We start from the raw sequence: 16,266 nt of genomic DNA on the forward strand, positions 1-16,266 counted from the left end.
GGGCGGGCCCGGGGGCGTGGGTCCGCCGTTCCACGCCGACTCCCGCGTCTGCCTGTACGTCATGGCCGGCTGGGCCGCCGCCCTGGCGATCGGCTGGGCGGTCCTCAGGACGCGCAACCCCGAGGTCACGCAGCGCCGCGAGCCGGAGTTCGAGAAGGCCCGCTGACTCAGAATGTCCGGCATATGAGCCGCCCCGTACCACACCTCGGTACGAGGCGGCTCGTCTGCTTATCCTGACGACCATGCTGACCATCACCCAGGCCCTCTACGACAAGATCGTGGCGCACGCCCGCGAGGACCACCCCGACGAGGCGTGCGGCGTGATCGCGGGCCCCGCGGGCACCGACCGTCCCGAGCGCTTCATCCCGATGCTGAACGCCGCCCGCTCGCCCACCTTCTACGAGTTCGACTCGCAGGACCTGCTCAAGCTGTACCGCGAGATGGACGACAACGACGAGGAGCCGGTGGTCATCTACCACTCCCACACGGCGACCGAGGCCTACCCCTCCCGCACCGACATCTCCTACGCCAACGAGCCCGGCGCCCACTACGTCCTGGTCTCCACGGCCGACACCGACGGCGCGGGCGAGTTCCAGTTCCGCTCGTACCGGATCGTGGACGGCGAGGTCACGGAGGAGGACGTCGAGGTCGTGGCGGCGTACTGAGCGGCCGCGGGGGCGTACCGAGCGGTCGTGGCGGCCTGCTGAAGCAGGGGGCCGCCCACTGCTGAAGCAGGGGGCCGCCGGCCGGACCGGAAACCCCCTCTTGACCGGACGTCCTTGATCCAGCCCGTCGGCGCCGCCGTCCCCCGGGAGTTACCGTGTGCCACCTGTCCGCACGCGAACAACTCGCCGTAACGGCGATGGTGTTGAGACAACAGACCAACGGCCGGCGCCCCACCCTGGAGGAAGTCGCACGCCATGCCGGCGTCTCGAAGTCCACGGTGTCGCGGGTGATCAACGGTGAGCCCCGGGTGCGCGCGGAGGTCGCCGACCGCATCCGGGCGTCGTCGCCGAGCCGGGCTACGTGCCCAACAACGCCGCCCGGCAGCTGGTCACCCGCCGCACCGGCGTCGTCGCCGTCGTCGCGACCCAGCCCGTGACCGGCTCTTCCTCGACCCGTTTCTTCGACTGCCTGCTGCGCGGCATCCGCCGGGAGCTCACCCGGCACGGCGCCCAGCCGGTCCTGCTCTTCCCGGACGAGCCGGACGACTACCCGCGCGTCGGCGACTTCCTCGGCGGCCCCACGCTGCTCGCGACGCCGCCGTCGGTGGTCCTGCCGACGCAGCTGGTGGTCAGGGAATCGGCCTGATGACGCGGGTGTCGCGCAGGCCGCTCGTGCGGCTGATGACGCCGCTCCTCGAATCGGTGATCACGCGAGCACCCGGGCCGGGCGTCCGTGCTGACCAGCCCGATCTCACTTCCCGGCCCAACATCGTCCGGAATGTGGGATCACATTCCAGGACCCGGACCGGGAATCGATACGATGAGCCCATGGTTTTTCACGACGTGAGCGAGAAGACGCCGGGCATGCTGCTCGTGGCGCGGCTGCACGTCGACCTGTGCAGGCTTGCCAGCGCCATCTGTTGACGCTGCCCCCTGCCGCCGTACGGCCGTGAGCCGCGGCGACCGCTCCATCTGGGCACCACCACACTCCCTGCGCCGCCGCGCGCCCACCGACCAGACGACACCTCCCGACAGGAGCCCTGAGCCATGGCCATCGAGGTCCGCATCCCGACCATCCTCCGCCAGTACACCGACGGTCAGAAGGCGGTGGAGGGCACCGGGGACACCCTCGCCGAGCTCTTCGCCGACCTCGAAACCCGGCACGCGGGCATCCGCGCCCGCCTCGTCGACGGCGAGGCCGGCGACCAGCTGCGCCGCTTCGTCAACGTGTACCTCAACGACGAGGACGTCCGCTTCCTCGACGGCATCAACACCAAGGTCTCCGACGGGGACAACGTCACGATCCTGCCGGCCGTGGCCGGCGGCATGGCCTGAGCGGCCACCGATCTCCGATGCGCTACGACTCCCCGCTCGCCGCGGTAGGCAACACCCCCCTGGTGCGCCTGCCGCGGCTCTCGCCGTCCGACGACGTCCGCATCTGGGCCAAGCTGGAGGACCGCAACCCGACGGGTTCCGTCAAGGACCGCCCGGCCCTGCACATGATCGAACAGGCGGAGAAGGACGGCCGCCTGACCCCGGGCTGCACGATCCTCGAACCCACCTCGGGCAACACCGGCATCTCCCTGGCCATGGCGGCGAAGCTCAAGGGCTACCGCATCGTGTGCGTGATGCCCGAGAACACCTCCCAGGAGCGCCGGGACCTCCTCGCCATGTGGGGCGCGGAGATCATCTCGTCGCCCGCGGCAGGCGGCTCCAACACCGCGGTCAGGGTGGCCAAGGAGCTGTCGGCCGAACACCCCGACTGGGTCATGCTCTACCAGTACGGCAATCCGGACAACGCGGGCGCCCACTACGCGACCACGGGCCCCGAAATCCTCGCGGACCTCCCCTCCGTCACCCACTTCGTGGCAGGCCTGGGCACCACGGGCACCCTGATGGGCGTCGGCCGCTACCTCCGCGAACACAAGCCGGACGTCAAGATCGTCGCCGCGGAGCCCCGCTACGACGACCTCGTCTACGGTCTGCGCAACCTCGACGAGGGCTTCGTACCCGAGCTCTACGACGCCTCCGTCCTCACCACCCGCTTCTCGGTCGGCTCCGCCGACGCCGTCACCCGCACCCGGGAACTCCTCCAGCAGGAGGGCATCTTCGCCGGCGTCTCCACCGGCGCGGCCCTGCACGCCGCGATCGGCGTGGGCAAGAAGGCCCTGAAGGCGGGCGAGCAAGCCGACATCGTCTTCGTGGTCGCCGACGGCGGCTGGAAGTACCTCTCCACCGGCGTCTACACGGCTGCCACCACCGACGAGGCCATCAAGACCCTCCAGGGCCAGCTCTGGGCCTGACGGGCTCGACGCCGACGACGAGGGCTGGAGGCTGAGCCTCCGGCCCTTTGGCGTTCTTGGGCGGTCGCGGACAGGAAGGGGCTGCAACGCCCACGCCGCCTGGTACGCACACCTGTATGCAGTCAGCCTCGTCGTTCCATCTCCGCAGGCTGAGGCCGCCCCTCCGCACCAACCCGGCCCACCGGCCGCGCAGCCCCCGGCCGCCGCGACCGCCGGCCAGCAGGACGTGTCCATACCAACGACCGCACCGGCGCACCCCCCACCCCGCGCGCCCTCCCCCCGGCCTCACACGCCCCGCGACCAGCCGAACCGGTGACACCACAGGTGAGTTCGCCCACAACAGCCCTGTGCAGAGGAGCGACCGAAGGTTTTGCGCCTTACGCTCGACGCACCGCACGACCCCCGACGCCCCATCTCAGACATCCGCCAGCGGAGGTTTCTGCTTCATGAAGCTCACCGTCGTCGGCTGCTCGGGGTCCTTCCCGTCCGCGGAATCGGCCTGCTCGAGCTACCTCGTCGAGGCCGACGGCTTCCGGCTGCTCCTCGACATGGGCAACGGCGCCCTTGGCGAGCTGCAGCGCCACTGCGGTCTCTACGACCTCGACGCGATCTTCCTCAGCCACCTGCACGCCGACCACTGCATCGACATGTGCGCCTACTTCGTGGCGCGCTACTACCGGCACGACGGCGGCCGCTGCGCCCCCATCCCGGTCTTCGGCCCCGAGGGCACGGAACACCGGCTGACCATCGCCTACGCCGACACCCCCTCCCACTCCTCCATGAGCGAGGTCTTCGACTTCCACACGGTCAAGCCGGGCACCTTCGACATCGGCCCGTTCACCGTGCACACCGACCAGGTGGCCCACCCCGTCGAGACGTACGGCATCCGCATCGAGCACGACGGCAAGACGCTGACGTACTCCGGCGACACGGGCGTCAGCGACGCGCTCGACGAACTCGCCCGGGACGCCGACCTCTTCCTGTGCGAGGCGGCGTTCACCTACGGCAAGGAGAACATCCCCGACCTGCACCTCAACGGCCGCGAGGCCGGCGAGACCGCCGCCCGCGCCCACGCCCGCCGCCTGGTCCTCACCCACATCCCGCCGTGGACCGACCCGCAGGTCAACCTGGCCGACGCCCGCACGGTCTTCGACGGTCCGGTGGAACTGGCGGTGCCGAGGAAGACGTACGAGATCTGACCCGTACGCGATCCAGCCCGTACGACGACGAAGGCCCGGAGCCGTGCAGCTCCGGGCCTCTTTCGCGCCGTGACGACACCTACGCCTTCGTGAGGTCCTCCACCTCCGACTCCGGCTCCCGCCCCGGTGTCGGCAGGTTGAACTTGGTGATCGCGAAGCGGAAGAGGGTGTAGTAGACCGCCGCGAACACCAGGCCGATCGGAATGATCAGCCATGGCTTGGTCGCCAGGTTCCAGTTCAGCGCGTAGTCGATGAAGCCCGCGGAGAAGGTGAAGCCCGCGTGCACCCCGAGCGCCCAGGTGATCGCCATCGAGATGGCGGTGAGCACCGCGTGGATCACGTACAGCACCGGGGCGATGAACATGAACGAGAACTCGATCGGTTCGGTCACACCGGTCACGAAGGAGGTCAGCGCGAGGGAGATCATCATGCCCAGCACGGCCTTGCGGCGCTCGGGCCGGGCGGCGTGCGCGATGGCGATCGCGGCGGCCGGCAGGCCGAACATCATGATCGGGAAGAACCCGGACATGAACATACCGGCGCTCGGGTCACCGGCGAAGAAGCGGTTCAGGTCGCCGTGCACCACCTCGCCGGCCGCGTCCTTGAAGTCGCCGATCTGGAACCAGGAGACGGTGTTCACGAACTGGTGCATGCCGACCGGGATCAGCGCCCGGTTGATCAGACCGAACAGACCCGCACCGAAGGCGCCGAGCCCGGTGATCCACTCGCCGACGTCCGAGATGCCCTCGCCGATCGGCTCCCAGACCAGCCCGAAGAAGACGCCCACGGCGGTGCCGACGAAGGCCATGATGATCGGCACCAGCCGACGGCCGTTGAAGAAGCCCAGCCAGTCCACCAGCTTCTTGCGGTGGTAGCGCTGCCACAGCACCGCCGCCAGCAGACCCATCAGGATGCCGCCGAGGACACCGGGGTTGTTGTACATCGCGGCTATGTCCTCGCCCGGCTGGATCTTCGCCTCGGTGACCGGGAACGCCTTCAGCACGTTGCTGTAGACCAGGAAGCCGACCAGGGCCGCCAGCGCCGTGGAGCCGTCCGCCTTCCTGGCGAAACCGATGGCCACGCCGATGCAGAACAGCATCGGCAGGTTGTCGAAGATCGCGCCACCCGCGGTGGCGAACACGGCCGCGACCTTGTCCCAGCCGAGCCCGTCCTTGCCGAACACGTCGTCCTGCCCCAGCCGCAGCAGGATGCCCGCCGCCGGCAGGACGGCGATCGGGAGCTGCAGGCTGCGGCCGACCTTCTGCAGGCCCTGGAACAGGCCGGATCCCCGCTTCCTCGCGGGGGCCGCCGACGCGGTGGCGGTGCTCATACATCCTCCATCGGGGGGTGGTCTACACCAATCAGTGGTGTAGACCTGTTGTAGCACGATGGAGGTGGGGCAAGGAACCCGCGATTCCGCCCTCCAAAAGGAGTGCGCCGGGCGTTATGCCCAGGTGGTGTCCTCGACATCCTCCTCCGGCTCCCTACCCGGTGTCTTCAGATCGAACTTCGTGATCGCGAACCAGAAGATCACGTAATGGACGACGATCGGGCGGGCGGTTTGGCGGCCGTCCCGCGGGTGGTGTAGACCAGTTGGCGGACGGTTCCGCTGTCGTGACGCCATCACTTCCGTACGCACGACAAGGCCGCCCGCAAGGCTGGGCACTGGGGGTTACTGCGACAAACCGGTTCGGATCAGGGAGAAAGAACATGGCCAGCAAGGCTGAGAAGATCGTTGCCGGGCTCGGCGGCATCGACAACATCGAAGAGGTCGAAGGCTGTATCACCCGCCTGCGGACCGAGGTCGCGGATGCCTCACTGGTCGACGAGGCTGCCCTGAAGGCCGCCGGCGCCCACGGCGTCGTCAAGATGGGCAGCGCCATCCAGGTCGTCATCGGCACCGACGCCGACCCGATCGCCGCGGAGATCGAAGACATGATGTGACCCTCCCGGACACACGGAGGCGAACCACCCGGTTCACCACCAGGGGCCCCTACCCACCACCGCGGGAGGGGCCCCCTCGTACGGAGGACTAGGCTCAACGGCATGTCACGAATCGACGGCCGCACCCCCCAACAGCTCCGCCCCGTCACCATCGAGCGCGGCTGGAGCAAGCACGCCGAGGGCTCCGTCCTCGTCTCCTTCGGCGACACCAAAGTCTTCTGCACCGCCTCCGTCACCGAAGGCGTCCCCCGCTGGCGCAAGGGCAGCGGCGAGGGCTGGGTCACCGCGGAATACGCCATGCTGCCCCGCTCCACCAACACCCGCGGCGACCGCGAGTCCGTCAAGGGCAGGATCGGCGGCCGTACCCACGAGATCAGCCGCCTCATCGGCCGCTCCCTGCGCGCCGTCATCGACTACAAGGCACTCGGCGAGAACACCATCGTCGTCGACTGCGACGTCCTCCAGGCCGACGGCGGCACCCGCACCGCCGCCATCACCGGCGCCTACGTCGCCCTCGCCGACGCCGTCGCCTGGGCCCAGGGCAAGAAGCTGATCAAACACGGCCGCCAGCCCCTCACCGGCACCGTGAGCGCCGTCTCCGTCGGCATCGTCGGCGGCGTCCCCCTCCTCGACCTCTGCTACGAGGAGGACGTACGCGCCGAGACCGACATGAACGTCGTCTGCACCGGCGACGGCCGCTTCGTCGAGGTCCAGGGCACCGCCGAGGCCGAACCTTTCGCCCGCGACGAGCTCAACGCCCTGCTCGACCTCGCCGTCGCCGGCTGCACCGAACTGGCAGCCCTCCAGCACAAGGCACTTGATACCGTCCTCGACAGGTAAAGGACGCACCAAGTCGGGTCGCCGGCATGGCAACCGGCCGGCACGCCCTCGCGTCTGAAGGAGTACGGGCGCACGGCTCATCCCTGTGCGCCCGGCCAGTGACAAGGGCCTGTGAGCCCCACCGAGGGAGGGACCGTTCCATGCCCGCGAGGTCCGCGAGCCGCCGACGCCGTAGCACAGCCGCCGCCACCCTGGCGGCGGTCGCGCTGACCGCCGGACTCACCACCGGCTGCGACGCCGTCGACAAGGCACTGGACTGCGTCCAGACCGCCGACGCCATCGCCGACAGCGTCACCGAACTCCAGCAGGCCGTGGAGAACGCCTCCAACGACCCGACGCAGATCGACGAATCCCTCGGATCCATCGACAAGAACCTCGACAAGATCGGCGACAAGACCGACAACGCCGACGTCAACAAGGCCGTCGACGACCTCAACCAGGCCGTCGGCAACGTCCGCACGGCCATCAAGAACGGCGACGAGACCCCCGACATCAGCCCGGTCACGGACGCGGCCGGCGAGCTGACGAAGGTCTGCACGCCGTAACGCGCGCACAGGCAGGTCCCGGTCCCCGGCAATACTGGGGGCCATGACCCGCTTGATCCTCGCCACCCGCAACGCCGGAAAAATCACCGAACTCAAGGCCATCCTCGCCGAAGCCGGCCTCCCGCACGACCTGGTCGGCGCCGACGCCTACCCCGACGTCCCCGACGTCAAGGAAACCGGCGTCACCTTCGCCGAGAACGCCCTCCTCAAGGCCCACGCCCTCGCCCAGGCCACCGGCCTTCCCGCCGTCGCCGACGACTCCGGCCTCTGCGTCGACGTGCTGAACGGCGCCCCCGGCATCTTCTCCGCCCGCTGGGCGGGTCGGCATGGGGACGACAAGGCCAACCTGGAACTGCTGCTGGCTCAGCTCGCCGACATTGCCGACGAACACCGGGGAGCGCATTTCGCGTGCGCGGCGGCCCTCGCCCTCCCCGACGGTACGGAGAGGGTGGTCGAGGGCCAACTCCGAGGCGTACTACGCCACGAGCCCGCCGGTACGGGCGGCTTCGGCTACGACCCGATCCTCCAGCCCGAGGGGGAGACGCGGACGTGCGCGGAGCTGACGCCGGAGGAGAAGAACGCGATCAGCCATCGGGGGAAGGCGTTCCGGGCGTTGGTGGCGGTGGTTCGGGAGCTGTTGGGCTGACTTCACGGACAGGCCCCGCGCCTACAGATCGAAGGTGCGGGGCCTGTTTCTCTTAGGGGTCCTTGCACTATGAGCGCCCGATTAGGTCGCCTGGGCTGGTGCCGTGCATCGCAAGGCGCCGGAGAGCCCTCGTAGCGGAGCTACTAGGGCTCTCCGGCAACGCGGCGAGGTGCGGTGCCGGCCCGCGCGACCCGGGCGGGCATAGTGCAAGGACCCCTTATGCGCCCGGTCGGATTCGAACCGACAACACCTGGTGTCTAAGGCCAGACTCTCTACCAGTTGGAGTACGGGCGCACGCTCGCCTTACTTTACTGGGTCAGAGTCCGTCGCCGCTGCCCTCCCCTGCACCAGGTGCTGGTGACCGCGTGGCAGGAACCGCAGGTTCTCCCGCCGGTTGTCTGTCAGACAGTCACGCCCGAAATGCGGAACGGCCCGTACCGGATCACATCCGTACGGGCCGTTCCAGGAACAGCAGGAACCCTCAGATCCCCAGATCCTTGATGATCTTGGCCACGTGCCCCGTCGCCCGCACGTTGTACAGCGCGCGCTCGACCTTGCCCTCCTCGTCCACGATGACCGTGGAGCGGATGACGCCCATGTACGTCTTGCCGTAGTTCTTCTTCTCGCCGTAGGCGCCGTAGGACCCGGTGACGGTCTTGTCCGGGTCGGCGAGGAGGGTGACCTTCAGGGACTCCTTGTCGCGGAACTTGGCGAGCTTCTCCGGCTTGTCGGGGGAGATGCCGATGACGTCGTAGCCGGCGCCGGCCAGCAGCTCCAGGTTGTCCGTGAAGTCGCAGGCCTGCTTCGTGCAGCCGGGGGTGAGGGCGGCCGGGTAGAAGTAGACGATGACCTTGCGGCCCTTGTGGTCCGACAGGGACACCTCGGTGCCGTCGGCGTCGGGCAGGGTGAAGGCGGGGGCCACGTCCCCCGGCTGGAGTCGCTCGCTCATCGGACCAGCGTAACCGGGGGTGCCGACAGCGCGGTCCGGCCGGGAGCTGACAGACTGTCCGGCACAGGCAGACAGCGGACTTCGGAGGCACCACGGTGGCGGACACGTCGGACACCAGAACCCCGGCGCAGATCGAGGCGGACATCAGGCGCCGCCGCGCAGTGCTGGCCGAGACCCTCGACGAGATCGGGGTGCGGGTGCACCCGAAGACGATCGTGGGGGACGCGAAGGCCAAGGTCGCCTCCAACGTCGACCACACGCTCGGGCGGGCGTACGTCGGGGTCAACCGGGTCGTCAGCGATGTGAAGGCGCAGTTCGTGGACGAGGGCGGGGCGCCGCGGCTGGAGCGGGTCGTGCCCGCCGCGCTGCTGGTCGTCGGGGTCGTGGGGCTGCTCGCCATGGGCAGCCGGCGGCGCAAGGGCTGACCCACTCGCGTACGTTCGCGTCGAAGGCAGGTAGGTTCGAGGCGTGAGCGCCAACAGAAACGAGCACAGCACCCATCACGACAAGCTGCCCATCCGGATGCTGCACGACCGTGTGCTCGTGCGGCAGGACACCACCGAGGGCGAGCGGCGTTCCGGCGGGGGCATCCTGATCCCCGCCACGGCGGCGGTCGGCCGTCGGCTGGCCTGGGCCGAGGTCGTCGCGGTGGGGCAGAACGTGCGGAGCGTGGAGCCGGGCGACCGCGTGCTGTACGACCCGGAGGACCGTGCCGAGGTCGAGGTGCGCGGGGTCCCCTATGTGCTCATGCGTGAGCGTGATCTGCACGCCGTGGCCGCGGACCGGTTCGAGGGGTCGGAGGACTCGACCGGCCTGTACCTGTAGATCGACGGTTCGAGGGGCCGGTGACGATCGTCACCAGCATGCTGCTGCTGTCCTGACGGTCGCCCGCCGCTGCCGGCCCCGCGGTGGCTCACTCCGGGCGGAAGAACGGGTTCTGCTGGCCGCCACCCGTCGAACCGCTCCCGTCCGTCGTGCCCGTCGAGCCGCCGCCGTCGGTTTCACCGGTGGTGGCGCCGTCGCTCGTACCGCCGCCGGTGGTGGTGCCGTCCGTCGTCCCGCCCGAGCCCGTGGTCGTCCCGTCGGTGGTGCCGCCGCCGGTGGTCGTGTCGCCGGTGGCGCCGCCGCTGGGCGACTCGCCGGGCGGGGTCCCGCCGGTCTGGCCCTCGGTCTGGCCGGGGGTCTGGTCGGCGGGCGGGCTCTGCGTCTCGTCCTGGCCGCCCGTCGTCGTACCGCCGTCCGTCTGGCCGCCGATGCCCGGCTGCACCGTCCTCGGATCGGCGGGCGGGAGCTGCGGCTCGTCGGCGCCCGACTGGAGCTGGAGGTCGAAGTCGGTGACCGGCTCGCTCTTCAGGGCGTCCCGGGTGAACTGGGCCCAGATCTCCGTGGGCGCCCCGCCGCCGTTGATGCGGGGCAGGCCCATCACGTTGTACAGGGACTTGTGCTCGGCGGTGACCGGGTCCTGGCCCATCACGGAGACGACCGTGGCGAGGTCGGGGGTGTAGCCCGCGAACCAGGCCGCCGTGTCCTCCTCGGCCGTACCGGTCTTGCCCGCCGCCGGCCGGCCGGCGGCCTGGGCGGCGGTGGCGGTGCCGTTCTCGACCACGCTCTGCAGGACCGAGGTGGTGGTGTCGGCGGCCTCACGGCTGACGGCCTGCCGGGTCTTGCGCTTCGGCAACTCGACCGGCGTGCCCTGCTTGGTGACCTTCTCGATCATCGTGTACGTGCCGTGCTCGCCGTGGTTGGCGAGCGTCGCGTACGCCTCCGCCATGTCCAGCACGCTGGCGGTGGCCACGCCGAGCGCGATGGACGGGGAGGCGTTCAGCTCCGGGGTGGCGGCGGGCAGGCCGAGGTCGACGGCGGTCTGCTTGACCTTGTCGGAGCCGACGTCGACGGCCATCTGCGCGTACACCGAGTTGACGGACTTGTCCGTGGCCTCGCGGACGGTGATGTCGCCGTAGGAGCGCTGGTCCTCGTTCTCGGGGTCGTAGGTGCCGCCGCTCCAGCCCTGCACGAGGCGCTTGTTGGTGCCGTCGTAGATCGTGTTCGGGGTGATCAGACGGCCGTCCTGGGTGCTGGACCCGTTCTCGACGGCCGAGGCGAGCACGAACGGCTTGAAGGTGGAGCCGACCTGGAAGTCCCGCCGGGTGGCGTTCGGGGTGTACTGCTTGACGTAGTCGATGCCGTTGTACATCGCGACGACCTTGCCGGTCCTGGGGTCGACGGCGGCGCCGCCCGCGCGGACGTACCTGTCCACCGGGTTCTTCTTCTTGTCCAGCTTGGACATCAGCTGGTCGTCGACCGCCTTCACGAAGGCGTCCTGCCTGCTCTTCTGCAGGGTGGTGGTGATGCGGTAGCCGCCCGCGTCCAGCGCGTCCTTGTCGATGATCTTGTTGTTGATCAGGTAGTCCTTGACGATCCCGACGATGTAGCCGCGCTGCCCGGACATGCCGGTGGAGCTGGTGGACTCCTTCGGCGTCGGGAACTTCATCCCGGCCCGCTCCGACTCGGTCAGCCAGCCCTTCTTGACCATGCCGTCCAGCACGTAGTCCCAGCGGGCCACGGCGGCGGGTTTGTTCTCCGGGTGGGCGACGACGTCGTACTCGCTGGGCGCGTTGACGAGCGCGGCCAGGTAGGCGGCGCGGGCCGGGTCGAGGTTGGTGGCGTCCACGCCGTAGTAGGCCTGGGCGGCGGCCTGGATGCCGTAGGCGTTGCGTCCGAAGTAGCTGGTGTTGAGGTAGCCCTCCAGGATCTGGTCCTTGCTCTTCTCCCGGTCGAGCTTGATCGCGATGAAGAACTCCTTCGCCTTGCGGGTGAGCGTCTGCTCCTGGCGCAGGTAGTAGTTCTTCACGTACTGCTGGGTGATGGTGGAACCGGACTGCTTGCCCTTGCCGGTGGCCGTGTTCCAGGCGGCGCGCAGCATCGCCTTGGGGTCGACGGCGGACTCCGTGTAGAAGTCGCGGTCCTCGGCGGCCAGGATCGCGTGCTGGGCGTCCTTGGAGATGTGGGCCAGGGTGACGTTCTCCCGGTTGACCTCGCCGTCGCGGGCGAGCACGGAGCCGTCCGCGTACATGTAGACGTTGGCCTGCTTGGTTGCGAACGCGTTGGCCGCCGGGATCTTCACCAGCGAGTAGCCGAGGAAGAATCCGCCGATCAGCAGCAGAACGCCGACGATGAAGGTGCCCAGCACCATCCGCCAGGTCGGGATCAGCCGGCGCCAGCCGGTGCGCTCCGGCTTCCCCGCCTTGGTGCTCCCCGGGTCGTCAGCCGCCTGTGGCTCACTCTGGGCCCAGCCCGGGTTCGGCTGCTGCGGCTGCGGCTCGTCGCTCATCTCGTGTACGGACTCCTGTTTCGCGTCGTACGTTCCCGTACGCCCTCGTAACGCCTTCTGCGCCCCTATTGAAGACTCTTGCATCCGGCGTTCCGTTCCCGACAACGGGCACACCAGCGAAACCGTGACCTGTCAGAAACTGTGACCTGTATTACATGGGACTCCGTCGCCGGCCGGCGCGGTTGCCCGGAAATTCCGTGGTAGGCGCCGGTCTCCGCGGACTAGGCTCTTGCGCTTCGGTGCCGGGCGGGCGAGGGAGGACTGTGACGTGGGCTCGGGACGGTTGTATGCGGCCGTCGTGGCGGGGGGTTTCAGGCGGTACGCGACCTATCGGGCGGCCACGTTCGCCGGGGTGTTCACGAACACCGTTTTCGGCGTGATCCTCGTCTACACCTACCTCGCACTGTGGGACGAGAGACCCCACCTAGGGGGGTACGACCAGGCGCAGGCGGTCACCTATGTGTGGCTCGGGCAGGCCCTGTACTCGACGCTGGCCATCCAGGGCGGCGGCACCGAGAAGGACCTGATGGCCCGCATCCGAACGGGTGAGATCGCCATCGACCTGTACCGGCCGGCCGACCTGCAGCTGTGGTGGCTGGCGAGCGACCTGGGGCGGTCGCTGTTCCAGATACTGGGGCGGGGGCTGGTCCCGTTCGCGTTCGGCGTGCTGTTCTTCCCGACGGCGCTGCCGGGGGACGTCACCAGCTGGGCGGCGTTCCTGGTCGCGCTCCTGCTGGCGATGGTGGTCAGCTTCGGGATCCGCTACCTGGCCGCCCTGAGCGTGTTCTGGCTGATGGACGGCCAGGGCGTCTCGCAGGCCCTGATGGTCACGGGGATCTTCTGCTCGGGCATGCTCCTGCCGCTGAACGCCTTCCCGGGCGCGCTCGGCCACTTCGTTCAGGCGCTGCCGTGGGCCGCGCAGCTGCAGATGCCGGCGGATGTCCTGATGGGGGAGGCCGACCCCCTCGGGGCGTACGCCTTCCAGGCGGCCTGGGCCGTGGCGCTGCTTGCCGCCGGGCGGCTGGTGCAGTCGGCGGCCACGCGGCGGGTGGTGGTACAGGGTGGGTGAGATCTCCAGGGTGAGTGAGGCCTCCGAGGCGAGTGAGGCATCCGAGGCGAGTGGGATTTTCCGGGCCGATTGGGCCTCCAGGCTGGGCGAGACCTCCGGGCCCGGCCGGATCGCCAGGGCCGGTGAGGGGCTGCGGGCCTACGGGCTGATCGCCGGGATGTGGATCCGGTCCGCCATGACCTACCGCGCCTCCTTCGTGGTCACGGTGCTCGGCAACCTGCTGCTGACCGGGATGGACTTCGCCGCGATCCTGCTGATGTTCTCGCAGGTCGACTCGCTCGGCGGCTGGTCGCTGCCCGAGGTCGCGTTCCTGTACGGCCTGTCGGCGACGGCGTTCGGGTTCGCCGACCTGACGTTCGGCTCGATGGACGTCCTTGGCGGCCGGATGCGCGACGGCTCGTTCGACACGCTGCTGGTGCGGCCCGTTCCGGTGCTGGCCCAGGTCGCCGCGGACCATTTCGCACTGCGCCGCCTGGGCCGGATCACCCAGGGCGCGCTGGTGCTGGGCTGGGCGCTGCTGACCGTCGACGTCGACTGGACCCCGGCGAAGGTGCTGCTGGTGCCGCTGATGCTGCTCAGCGGCGCGGTGATCTTCTGCGCGCTGTTCGTGGCGGGCGCGTCCTTCCAGTTCGTGGCGCAGGACGCCGCCGAGGTGCAGAACGCGTTCACGTACGGCGGCAACACGCTGTTGCAGTATCCGCCGACCGTGTTCGGGAAGGACCTGGTGCGCGGGGTGACGTTCATTCTGCCGCTGGCCTTCGTCAACTGGGTGTCCGCCGCCTACGTGTTGGAGCGGCCGTACCCGCTCGCGCTGCCCCAGTGGGCGGCCTTCGCGCCGCCGCTGGTGGCCGTGGGGTGCTGTGCGCTGGCCGGGGTGGCGTGGCGGGCCGGGCTGCGGTCGTATCGGAGTACCGGGAGTTAAGGATGGCCGGGGAGGCAGGGATGGTCGGCGAGTCGGGCACGGTCATGGAGAACGCGTTCATCGAACTCGACCGTGTCGAGAAGGTCTTCGACGTGCGCAAGAAGACCGGGTTCATGAAGCGGGAGCGACGGCAGGTACGGGCCGTCGACGCGATCTCGTTCACCGTGGCGCGCGGCGAGATGGTCGGCTACATCGGGCCGAACGGCGCCGGCAAGTCGACCACGATCAAGATGCTGACCGGCATCCTCACCCCGAGCGGCGGCCGGCTGCGCGTCGCCGGCATCGACCCCTCCCGCGAGCGGATCCGCCTGGCGCACCGCATCGGGGTGGTGTTCGGGCAGCGTACGACGCTGTGGTGGGACCTGCCGCTGATCGACTCCTACCGCCTGATGCACCGCATGTACCGCATCCCGGACGCCCGTTACCGCGAGAATCTCGACCACCTCGTCGAACTCCTCGACCTGTCCGCCCTGTTGGACGTACCGGTGCGGCAACTCTCCCTGGGCCAGCGGATGCGCGGCGACATCGCGGCGGCCCTGCTGCACGACCCGGAGGTGCTCTATCTGGACGAGCCCACCATCGGCCTGGACGTCATCTCCAAGGCCAGGGTCCGCGACTTCCTGCGGGAGCTGAACACCGAGCGCGGCACGACCGTCCTGCTGACCACGCACGACCTCCAGGACATCGAGCAGCTGTGCTCCCGCGTGATGGTCATCGACCACGGGCGCCTGATGTACGACGGTCCGCTCGCCGGCCTGCACGAGGCGGGCGAGAGCGAGCGGACCCTGGTGGTGGACCTGGAGCGGGAGCTGCCGCCGATCGAGGCGCCGGCGCCCGCCCGGGTCGTACGGGTGGAGGGGCCCCGCCAGTGGCTGGCGTTCCCGGCGTCGGAGTCGGCGGCCCCGCTGGTGGCGCGGATCGCGGCTGAGTACCCGCTGGTTGACCTGTCGGTGCGCGAACCCGACATCGAGGCCGTGATCGCGAAGATGTACGCGGAGCACGCCGGGCCCGCCGAGCACGGGGAACGAGCGGTCTCGTAGCCCCCGGCCGCGGGAACTCGTAGGCTGCTGTGTATGAGCGACGATGCCCCGGAGCTGCGTGCCTCCGACGCCGACCGTGAACGAGTCGCCGAGATCCTGCGGGAGGCCCTCGCGGAGGGCCGCCTCGACATGGAGGAGTTCGAGGAACGGCTCGACGCGACGTACAAGGCGCGCACGTACGGGGAGCTGGCGCCGCTCACCCGTGACCTGCCGGACGCGCAGGCGCCCGCCCCGCGGGTGTCGATGACCAAGCAGCCCGCGGAGCAGGGGAGCTGGGCGGACCGGATCGTCGGTGGCGAGGGGTCGTCGTCCGGGGCCGTGGCGGTGATGTCGGGGTTCCAGCGCAAGGGGCGCTGGACGGCGCCGCGGCGGTTCACCTGCTTCACCTTCTGGGGCGGTGGGGAGATCGATCTGCGCGAGGCCGACTTCGCGGACCGCGAGGTCGAGATCAACTGCATCGCGATCATGGGCGGGATGCAGGTGATCGTGCCGCCCGGCGTCGAGGTCGTGGTCCGCGGCATCGGGATCATGGGCGGCTTCGACCACAGCGAGGAGGGCGTACCGGGCGACCCCGGCGCACCGCGTGTGATCGTCACCGGCTTCGCCCTCTGCGGCGGCGTGGGCGTCGAGCGCAAGCTGACCCGGGCGGAGCAGCTGCGGCTGCGGGAGGAGCGGCGCCGGGAGAAGCTGGAGCGGAAGGCCGACCGGCGGGAGCTGGACTAGTGCCAATGCCGTGTAGTTAGGGCTTGCCGATTAATAACTCGCTGTCTTGATCTCCGGTGGGTGGGTGAGTCCTGCCGTGCTGGCGAGGGT

Annotated in this window: 21 protein-coding genes and 1 tRNA gene; 18 read left to right on the forward strand and 4 right to left on the reverse strand. The window is 69.6% G+C overall.

Annotated elements, in window-relative coordinates; translation table 11 throughout:
- Window positions 1–16 precede the first annotated feature (16 nt).
- The 8 genes from H8R17_RS11630 (at window position 17) to H8R17_RS11655 (ending at window position 4,167) form a co-directional block, all read left to right on the forward strand.
- Window positions 17–166, forward strand: coding sequence for a hypothetical protein (locus H8R17_RS11630; protein WP_187823099.1), 150 nt, complete (start codon window positions 17–19; stop codon window positions 164–166).
- 76 nt (window positions 167–242) lie between these two features.
- Complete coding sequence (locus H8R17_RS11635) at window positions 243–665, forward strand: Mov34/MPN/PAD-1 family protein (RefSeq protein ID WP_187823072.1); 423 nt, start codon at window positions 243–245, stop codon at window positions 663–665.
- Between the two features lie 197 nt (window positions 666–862).
- Entirely contained in the window at window positions 863–1,102 is a 240-nt protein-coding gene (locus H8R17_RS49175; RefSeq protein ID WP_399476594.1) for a LacI family DNA-binding transcriptional regulator, read from the forward strand.
- Complete coding sequence (locus H8R17_RS49180; RefSeq protein ID WP_399476587.1) at window positions 1,027–1,311, forward strand: hypothetical protein; 285 nt, start codon at window positions 1,027–1,029, stop codon at window positions 1,309–1,311. Before H8R17_RS49175 ends, H8R17_RS49180 begins: the two co-directional genes overlap by 76 nt.
- A 182-nt stretch (window positions 1,312–1,493) precedes the next feature.
- Entirely contained in the window at window positions 1,494–1,589 is a 96-nt protein-coding gene (locus tag H8R17_RS48630; RefSeq protein WP_316959376.1) for a putative leader peptide, read from the forward strand.
- Between the two features lie 123 nt (window positions 1,590–1,712).
- A complete protein-coding gene (locus tag H8R17_RS11645) occupies window positions 1,713–2,000 on the forward strand; it encodes a MoaD/ThiS family protein (protein WP_187823073.1) in 288 nt (95 codons plus the stop codon).
- A gap of 17 nt (window positions 2,001–2,017) precedes the next feature.
- Window positions 2,018–2,968, forward strand: a complete 951-nt coding sequence (locus tag H8R17_RS11650) for a PLP-dependent cysteine synthase family protein (RefSeq protein ID WP_187823074.1) — start codon at window positions 2,018–2,020, stop codon at window positions 2,966–2,968.
- 446 nt (window positions 2,969–3,414) lie between these two features.
- Window positions 3,415–4,167, forward strand: a complete 753-nt coding sequence (locus tag H8R17_RS11655; protein ID WP_187823075.1) for an MBL fold metallo-hydrolase — start codon at window positions 3,415–3,417, stop codon at window positions 4,165–4,167.
- Between the two features lie 79 nt (window positions 4,168–4,246).
- Here the strand turns inward: H8R17_RS11655 and H8R17_RS11660 are convergent, their stop codons facing one another.
- A complete protein-coding gene (locus tag H8R17_RS11660; protein ID WP_187823076.1) occupies window positions 4,247–5,497 on the reverse strand; it encodes a PTS transporter subunit EIIC in 1,251 nt (416 codons plus the stop codon).
- Window positions 5,498–5,877: 380 nt separating this feature from the next.
- Between H8R17_RS11660 and H8R17_RS11665 the strand changes: the two genes are divergently transcribed.
- The 4 genes from H8R17_RS11665 (at window position 5,878) to rdgB (ending at window position 8,142) form a co-directional block, all read left to right on the forward strand.
- Window positions 5,878–6,111 carry a glucose PTS transporter subunit EIIB gene (locus H8R17_RS11665; RefSeq protein WP_187823077.1) on the forward strand — a complete coding sequence of 78 codons (234 nt, stop codon included), beginning with the start codon at window positions 5,878–5,880 and terminating at the stop codon, window positions 6,109–6,111.
- A gap of 102 nt (window positions 6,112–6,213) precedes the next feature.
- The gene (gene rph, locus H8R17_RS11670; protein WP_187823078.1) at window positions 6,214–6,951 is read left to right on the forward strand and encodes a ribonuclease PH; all 738 of its coding nucleotides are present in this window, start codon (window positions 6,214–6,216) and stop codon (window positions 6,949–6,951) included.
- Window positions 6,952–7,091: 140 nt separating this feature from the next.
- A complete protein-coding gene (locus H8R17_RS11675; RefSeq protein WP_187823079.1) occupies window positions 7,092–7,496 on the forward strand; it encodes a hypothetical protein in 405 nt (134 codons plus the stop codon).
- A gap of 43 nt (window positions 7,497–7,539) precedes the next feature.
- Window positions 7,540–8,142, forward strand: a complete 603-nt coding sequence (gene rdgB / locus H8R17_RS11680) for an RdgB/HAM1 family non-canonical purine NTP pyrophosphatase (RefSeq protein WP_187823080.1) — start codon at window positions 7,540–7,542, stop codon at window positions 8,140–8,142.
- A 220-nt stretch (window positions 8,143–8,362) separates the two neighbouring features.
- Here the strand turns inward: rdgB and H8R17_RS11685 are convergent.
- Both H8R17_RS11685 and bcp read right to left on the reverse strand, forming a co-directional pair.
- Window positions 8,363–8,436, reverse strand: a tRNA-Leu gene (locus tag H8R17_RS11685).
- Between the two features lie 187 nt (window positions 8,437–8,623).
- Window positions 8,624–9,091 (reverse strand): thioredoxin-dependent thiol peroxidase, encoded by a 468-nt coding sequence (gene bcp, locus H8R17_RS11690; RefSeq protein WP_187823081.1) that lies wholly within the window; start codon window positions 9,089–9,091, stop codon window positions 8,624–8,626.
- A gap of 95 nt (window positions 9,092–9,186) precedes the next feature.
- On the opposite strand from bcp, the gene H8R17_RS11695 reads away from it, so the two are divergent.
- Window positions 9,187–9,516: a DUF3618 domain-containing protein gene (locus H8R17_RS11695; RefSeq protein ID WP_187823082.1), complete on the forward strand. Its 330-nt coding sequence runs from the start codon at window positions 9,187–9,189 to the stop codon at window positions 9,514–9,516.
- Between the two features lie 43 nt (window positions 9,517–9,559).
- Complete coding sequence (locus H8R17_RS11700; protein WP_187823083.1) at window positions 9,560–9,916, forward strand: co-chaperone GroES; 357 nt, start codon at window positions 9,560–9,562, stop codon at window positions 9,914–9,916.
- Between the two features lie 88 nt (window positions 9,917–10,004).
- Here the strand turns inward: H8R17_RS11700 and H8R17_RS11705 are convergent, their stop codons facing one another.
- Window positions 10,005–12,422 carry a transglycosylase domain-containing protein gene (locus tag H8R17_RS11705; protein WP_187823084.1) on the reverse strand — a complete coding sequence of 806 codons (2,418 nt, stop codon included), beginning with the start codon at window positions 12,420–12,422 and terminating at the stop codon, window positions 10,005–10,007.
- Window positions 12,423–12,690: 268 nt separating this feature from the next.
- Between H8R17_RS11705 and H8R17_RS11710 the strand changes: the two genes are divergently transcribed.
- From H8R17_RS11710 to H8R17_RS11725, 4 genes are all read left to right on the forward strand, one after another.
- Window positions 12,691–13,491 carry an ABC-2 family transporter protein gene (locus H8R17_RS11710; protein WP_187823085.1) on the forward strand — a complete coding sequence of 267 codons (801 nt, stop codon included), beginning with the start codon at window positions 12,691–12,693 and terminating at the stop codon, window positions 13,489–13,491.
- A gap of 157 nt (window positions 13,492–13,648) precedes the next feature.
- Window positions 13,649–14,413: an ABC transporter permease gene (locus tag H8R17_RS11715; RefSeq protein WP_187823097.1), complete on the forward strand. Its 765-nt coding sequence runs from the start codon at window positions 13,649–13,651 to the stop codon at window positions 14,411–14,413.
- A 2-nt stretch (window positions 14,414–14,415) separates the two neighbouring features.
- Complete coding sequence (locus H8R17_RS11720; protein WP_262505195.1) at window positions 14,416–15,453, forward strand: ATP-binding cassette domain-containing protein; 1,038 nt, start codon at window positions 14,416–14,418, stop codon at window positions 15,451–15,453.
- 33 nt (window positions 15,454–15,486) lie between these two features.
- Window positions 15,487–16,176 (forward strand): DUF1707 domain-containing protein, encoded by a 690-nt coding sequence (locus H8R17_RS11725; RefSeq protein WP_187823086.1) that lies wholly within the window; start codon window positions 15,487–15,489, stop codon window positions 16,174–16,176.
- The last annotated feature ends 90 nt before the right edge of the window (window positions 16,177–16,266 follow it).

The sequence above is a fragment of the Streptomyces sp. TRM68367 genome, assembly GCF_014495685.1.
Taxonomy (GTDB): Bacteria; Actinomycetota; Actinomycetes; order Streptomycetales; family Streptomycetaceae; genus Streptomyces.

What these genes read in the sequence shown, in the direction of transcription:
- H8R17_RS11635 (WP_187823072.1), top strand. Translation starts at nt 243, where the DNA reads ATGCTGACCATCACCCAGGCCCTCTACGACAAGATCGTGGCGCACGCC.
- H8R17_RS49175 (WP_399476594.1), top strand. Translation starts at nt 863, where the DNA reads ATGGTGTTGAGACAACAGACCAACGGCCGGCGCCCCACCCTGGAGGAA.
- H8R17_RS48630 (WP_316959376.1), top strand. Translation starts at nt 1,494, where the DNA reads ATGGTTTTTCACGACGTGAGCGAGAAGACGCCGGGCATGCTGCTCGTG.
- H8R17_RS11645 (WP_187823073.1), top strand. Translation starts at nt 1,713, where the DNA reads ATGGCCATCGAGGTCCGCATCCCGACCATCCTCCGCCAGTACACCGAC.
- H8R17_RS11650 (WP_187823074.1), top strand. Translation starts at nt 2,018, where the DNA reads ATGCGCTACGACTCCCCGCTCGCCGCGGTAGGCAACACCCCCCTGGTG.
- H8R17_RS11655 (WP_187823075.1), top strand. Translation starts at nt 3,415, where the DNA reads ATGAAGCTCACCGTCGTCGGCTGCTCGGGGTCCTTCCCGTCCGCGGAA.
- H8R17_RS11660 (WP_187823076.1), bottom strand. Translation starts at nt 5,497, where the DNA reads ATGAGCACCGCCACCGCGTCGGCGGCCCCCGCGAGGAAGCGGGGATCC.
- H8R17_RS11665 (WP_187823077.1), top strand. Translation starts at nt 5,878, where the DNA reads ATGGCCAGCAAGGCTGAGAAGATCGTTGCCGGGCTCGGCGGCATCGAC.
- rph (WP_187823078.1), top strand. Translation starts at nt 6,214, where the DNA reads ATGTCACGAATCGACGGCCGCACCCCCCAACAGCTCCGCCCCGTCACC.
- H8R17_RS11675 (WP_187823079.1), top strand. Translation starts at nt 7,092, where the DNA reads ATGCCCGCGAGGTCCGCGAGCCGCCGACGCCGTAGCACAGCCGCCGCC.
- rdgB (WP_187823080.1), top strand. Translation starts at nt 7,540, where the DNA reads ATGACCCGCTTGATCCTCGCCACCCGCAACGCCGGAAAAATCACCGAA.
- bcp (WP_187823081.1), bottom strand. Translation starts at nt 9,091, where the DNA reads ATGAGCGAGCGACTCCAGCCGGGGGACGTGGCCCCCGCCTTCACCCTG.
- H8R17_RS11705 (WP_187823084.1), bottom strand. Translation starts at nt 12,422, where the DNA reads ATGAGCGACGAGCCGCAGCCGCAGCAGCCGAACCCGGGCTGGGCCCAG.
- H8R17_RS11715 (WP_187823097.1), top strand. Translation starts at nt 13,649, where the DNA reads ATGTGGATCCGGTCCGCCATGACCTACCGCGCCTCCTTCGTGGTCACG.
- H8R17_RS11720 (WP_262505195.1), top strand. Translation starts at nt 14,416, where the DNA reads ATGGCCGGGGAGGCAGGGATGGTCGGCGAGTCGGGCACGGTCATGGAG.
- H8R17_RS11725 (WP_187823086.1), top strand. Translation starts at nt 15,487, where the DNA reads ATGAGCGACGATGCCCCGGAGCTGCGTGCCTCCGACGCCGACCGTGAA.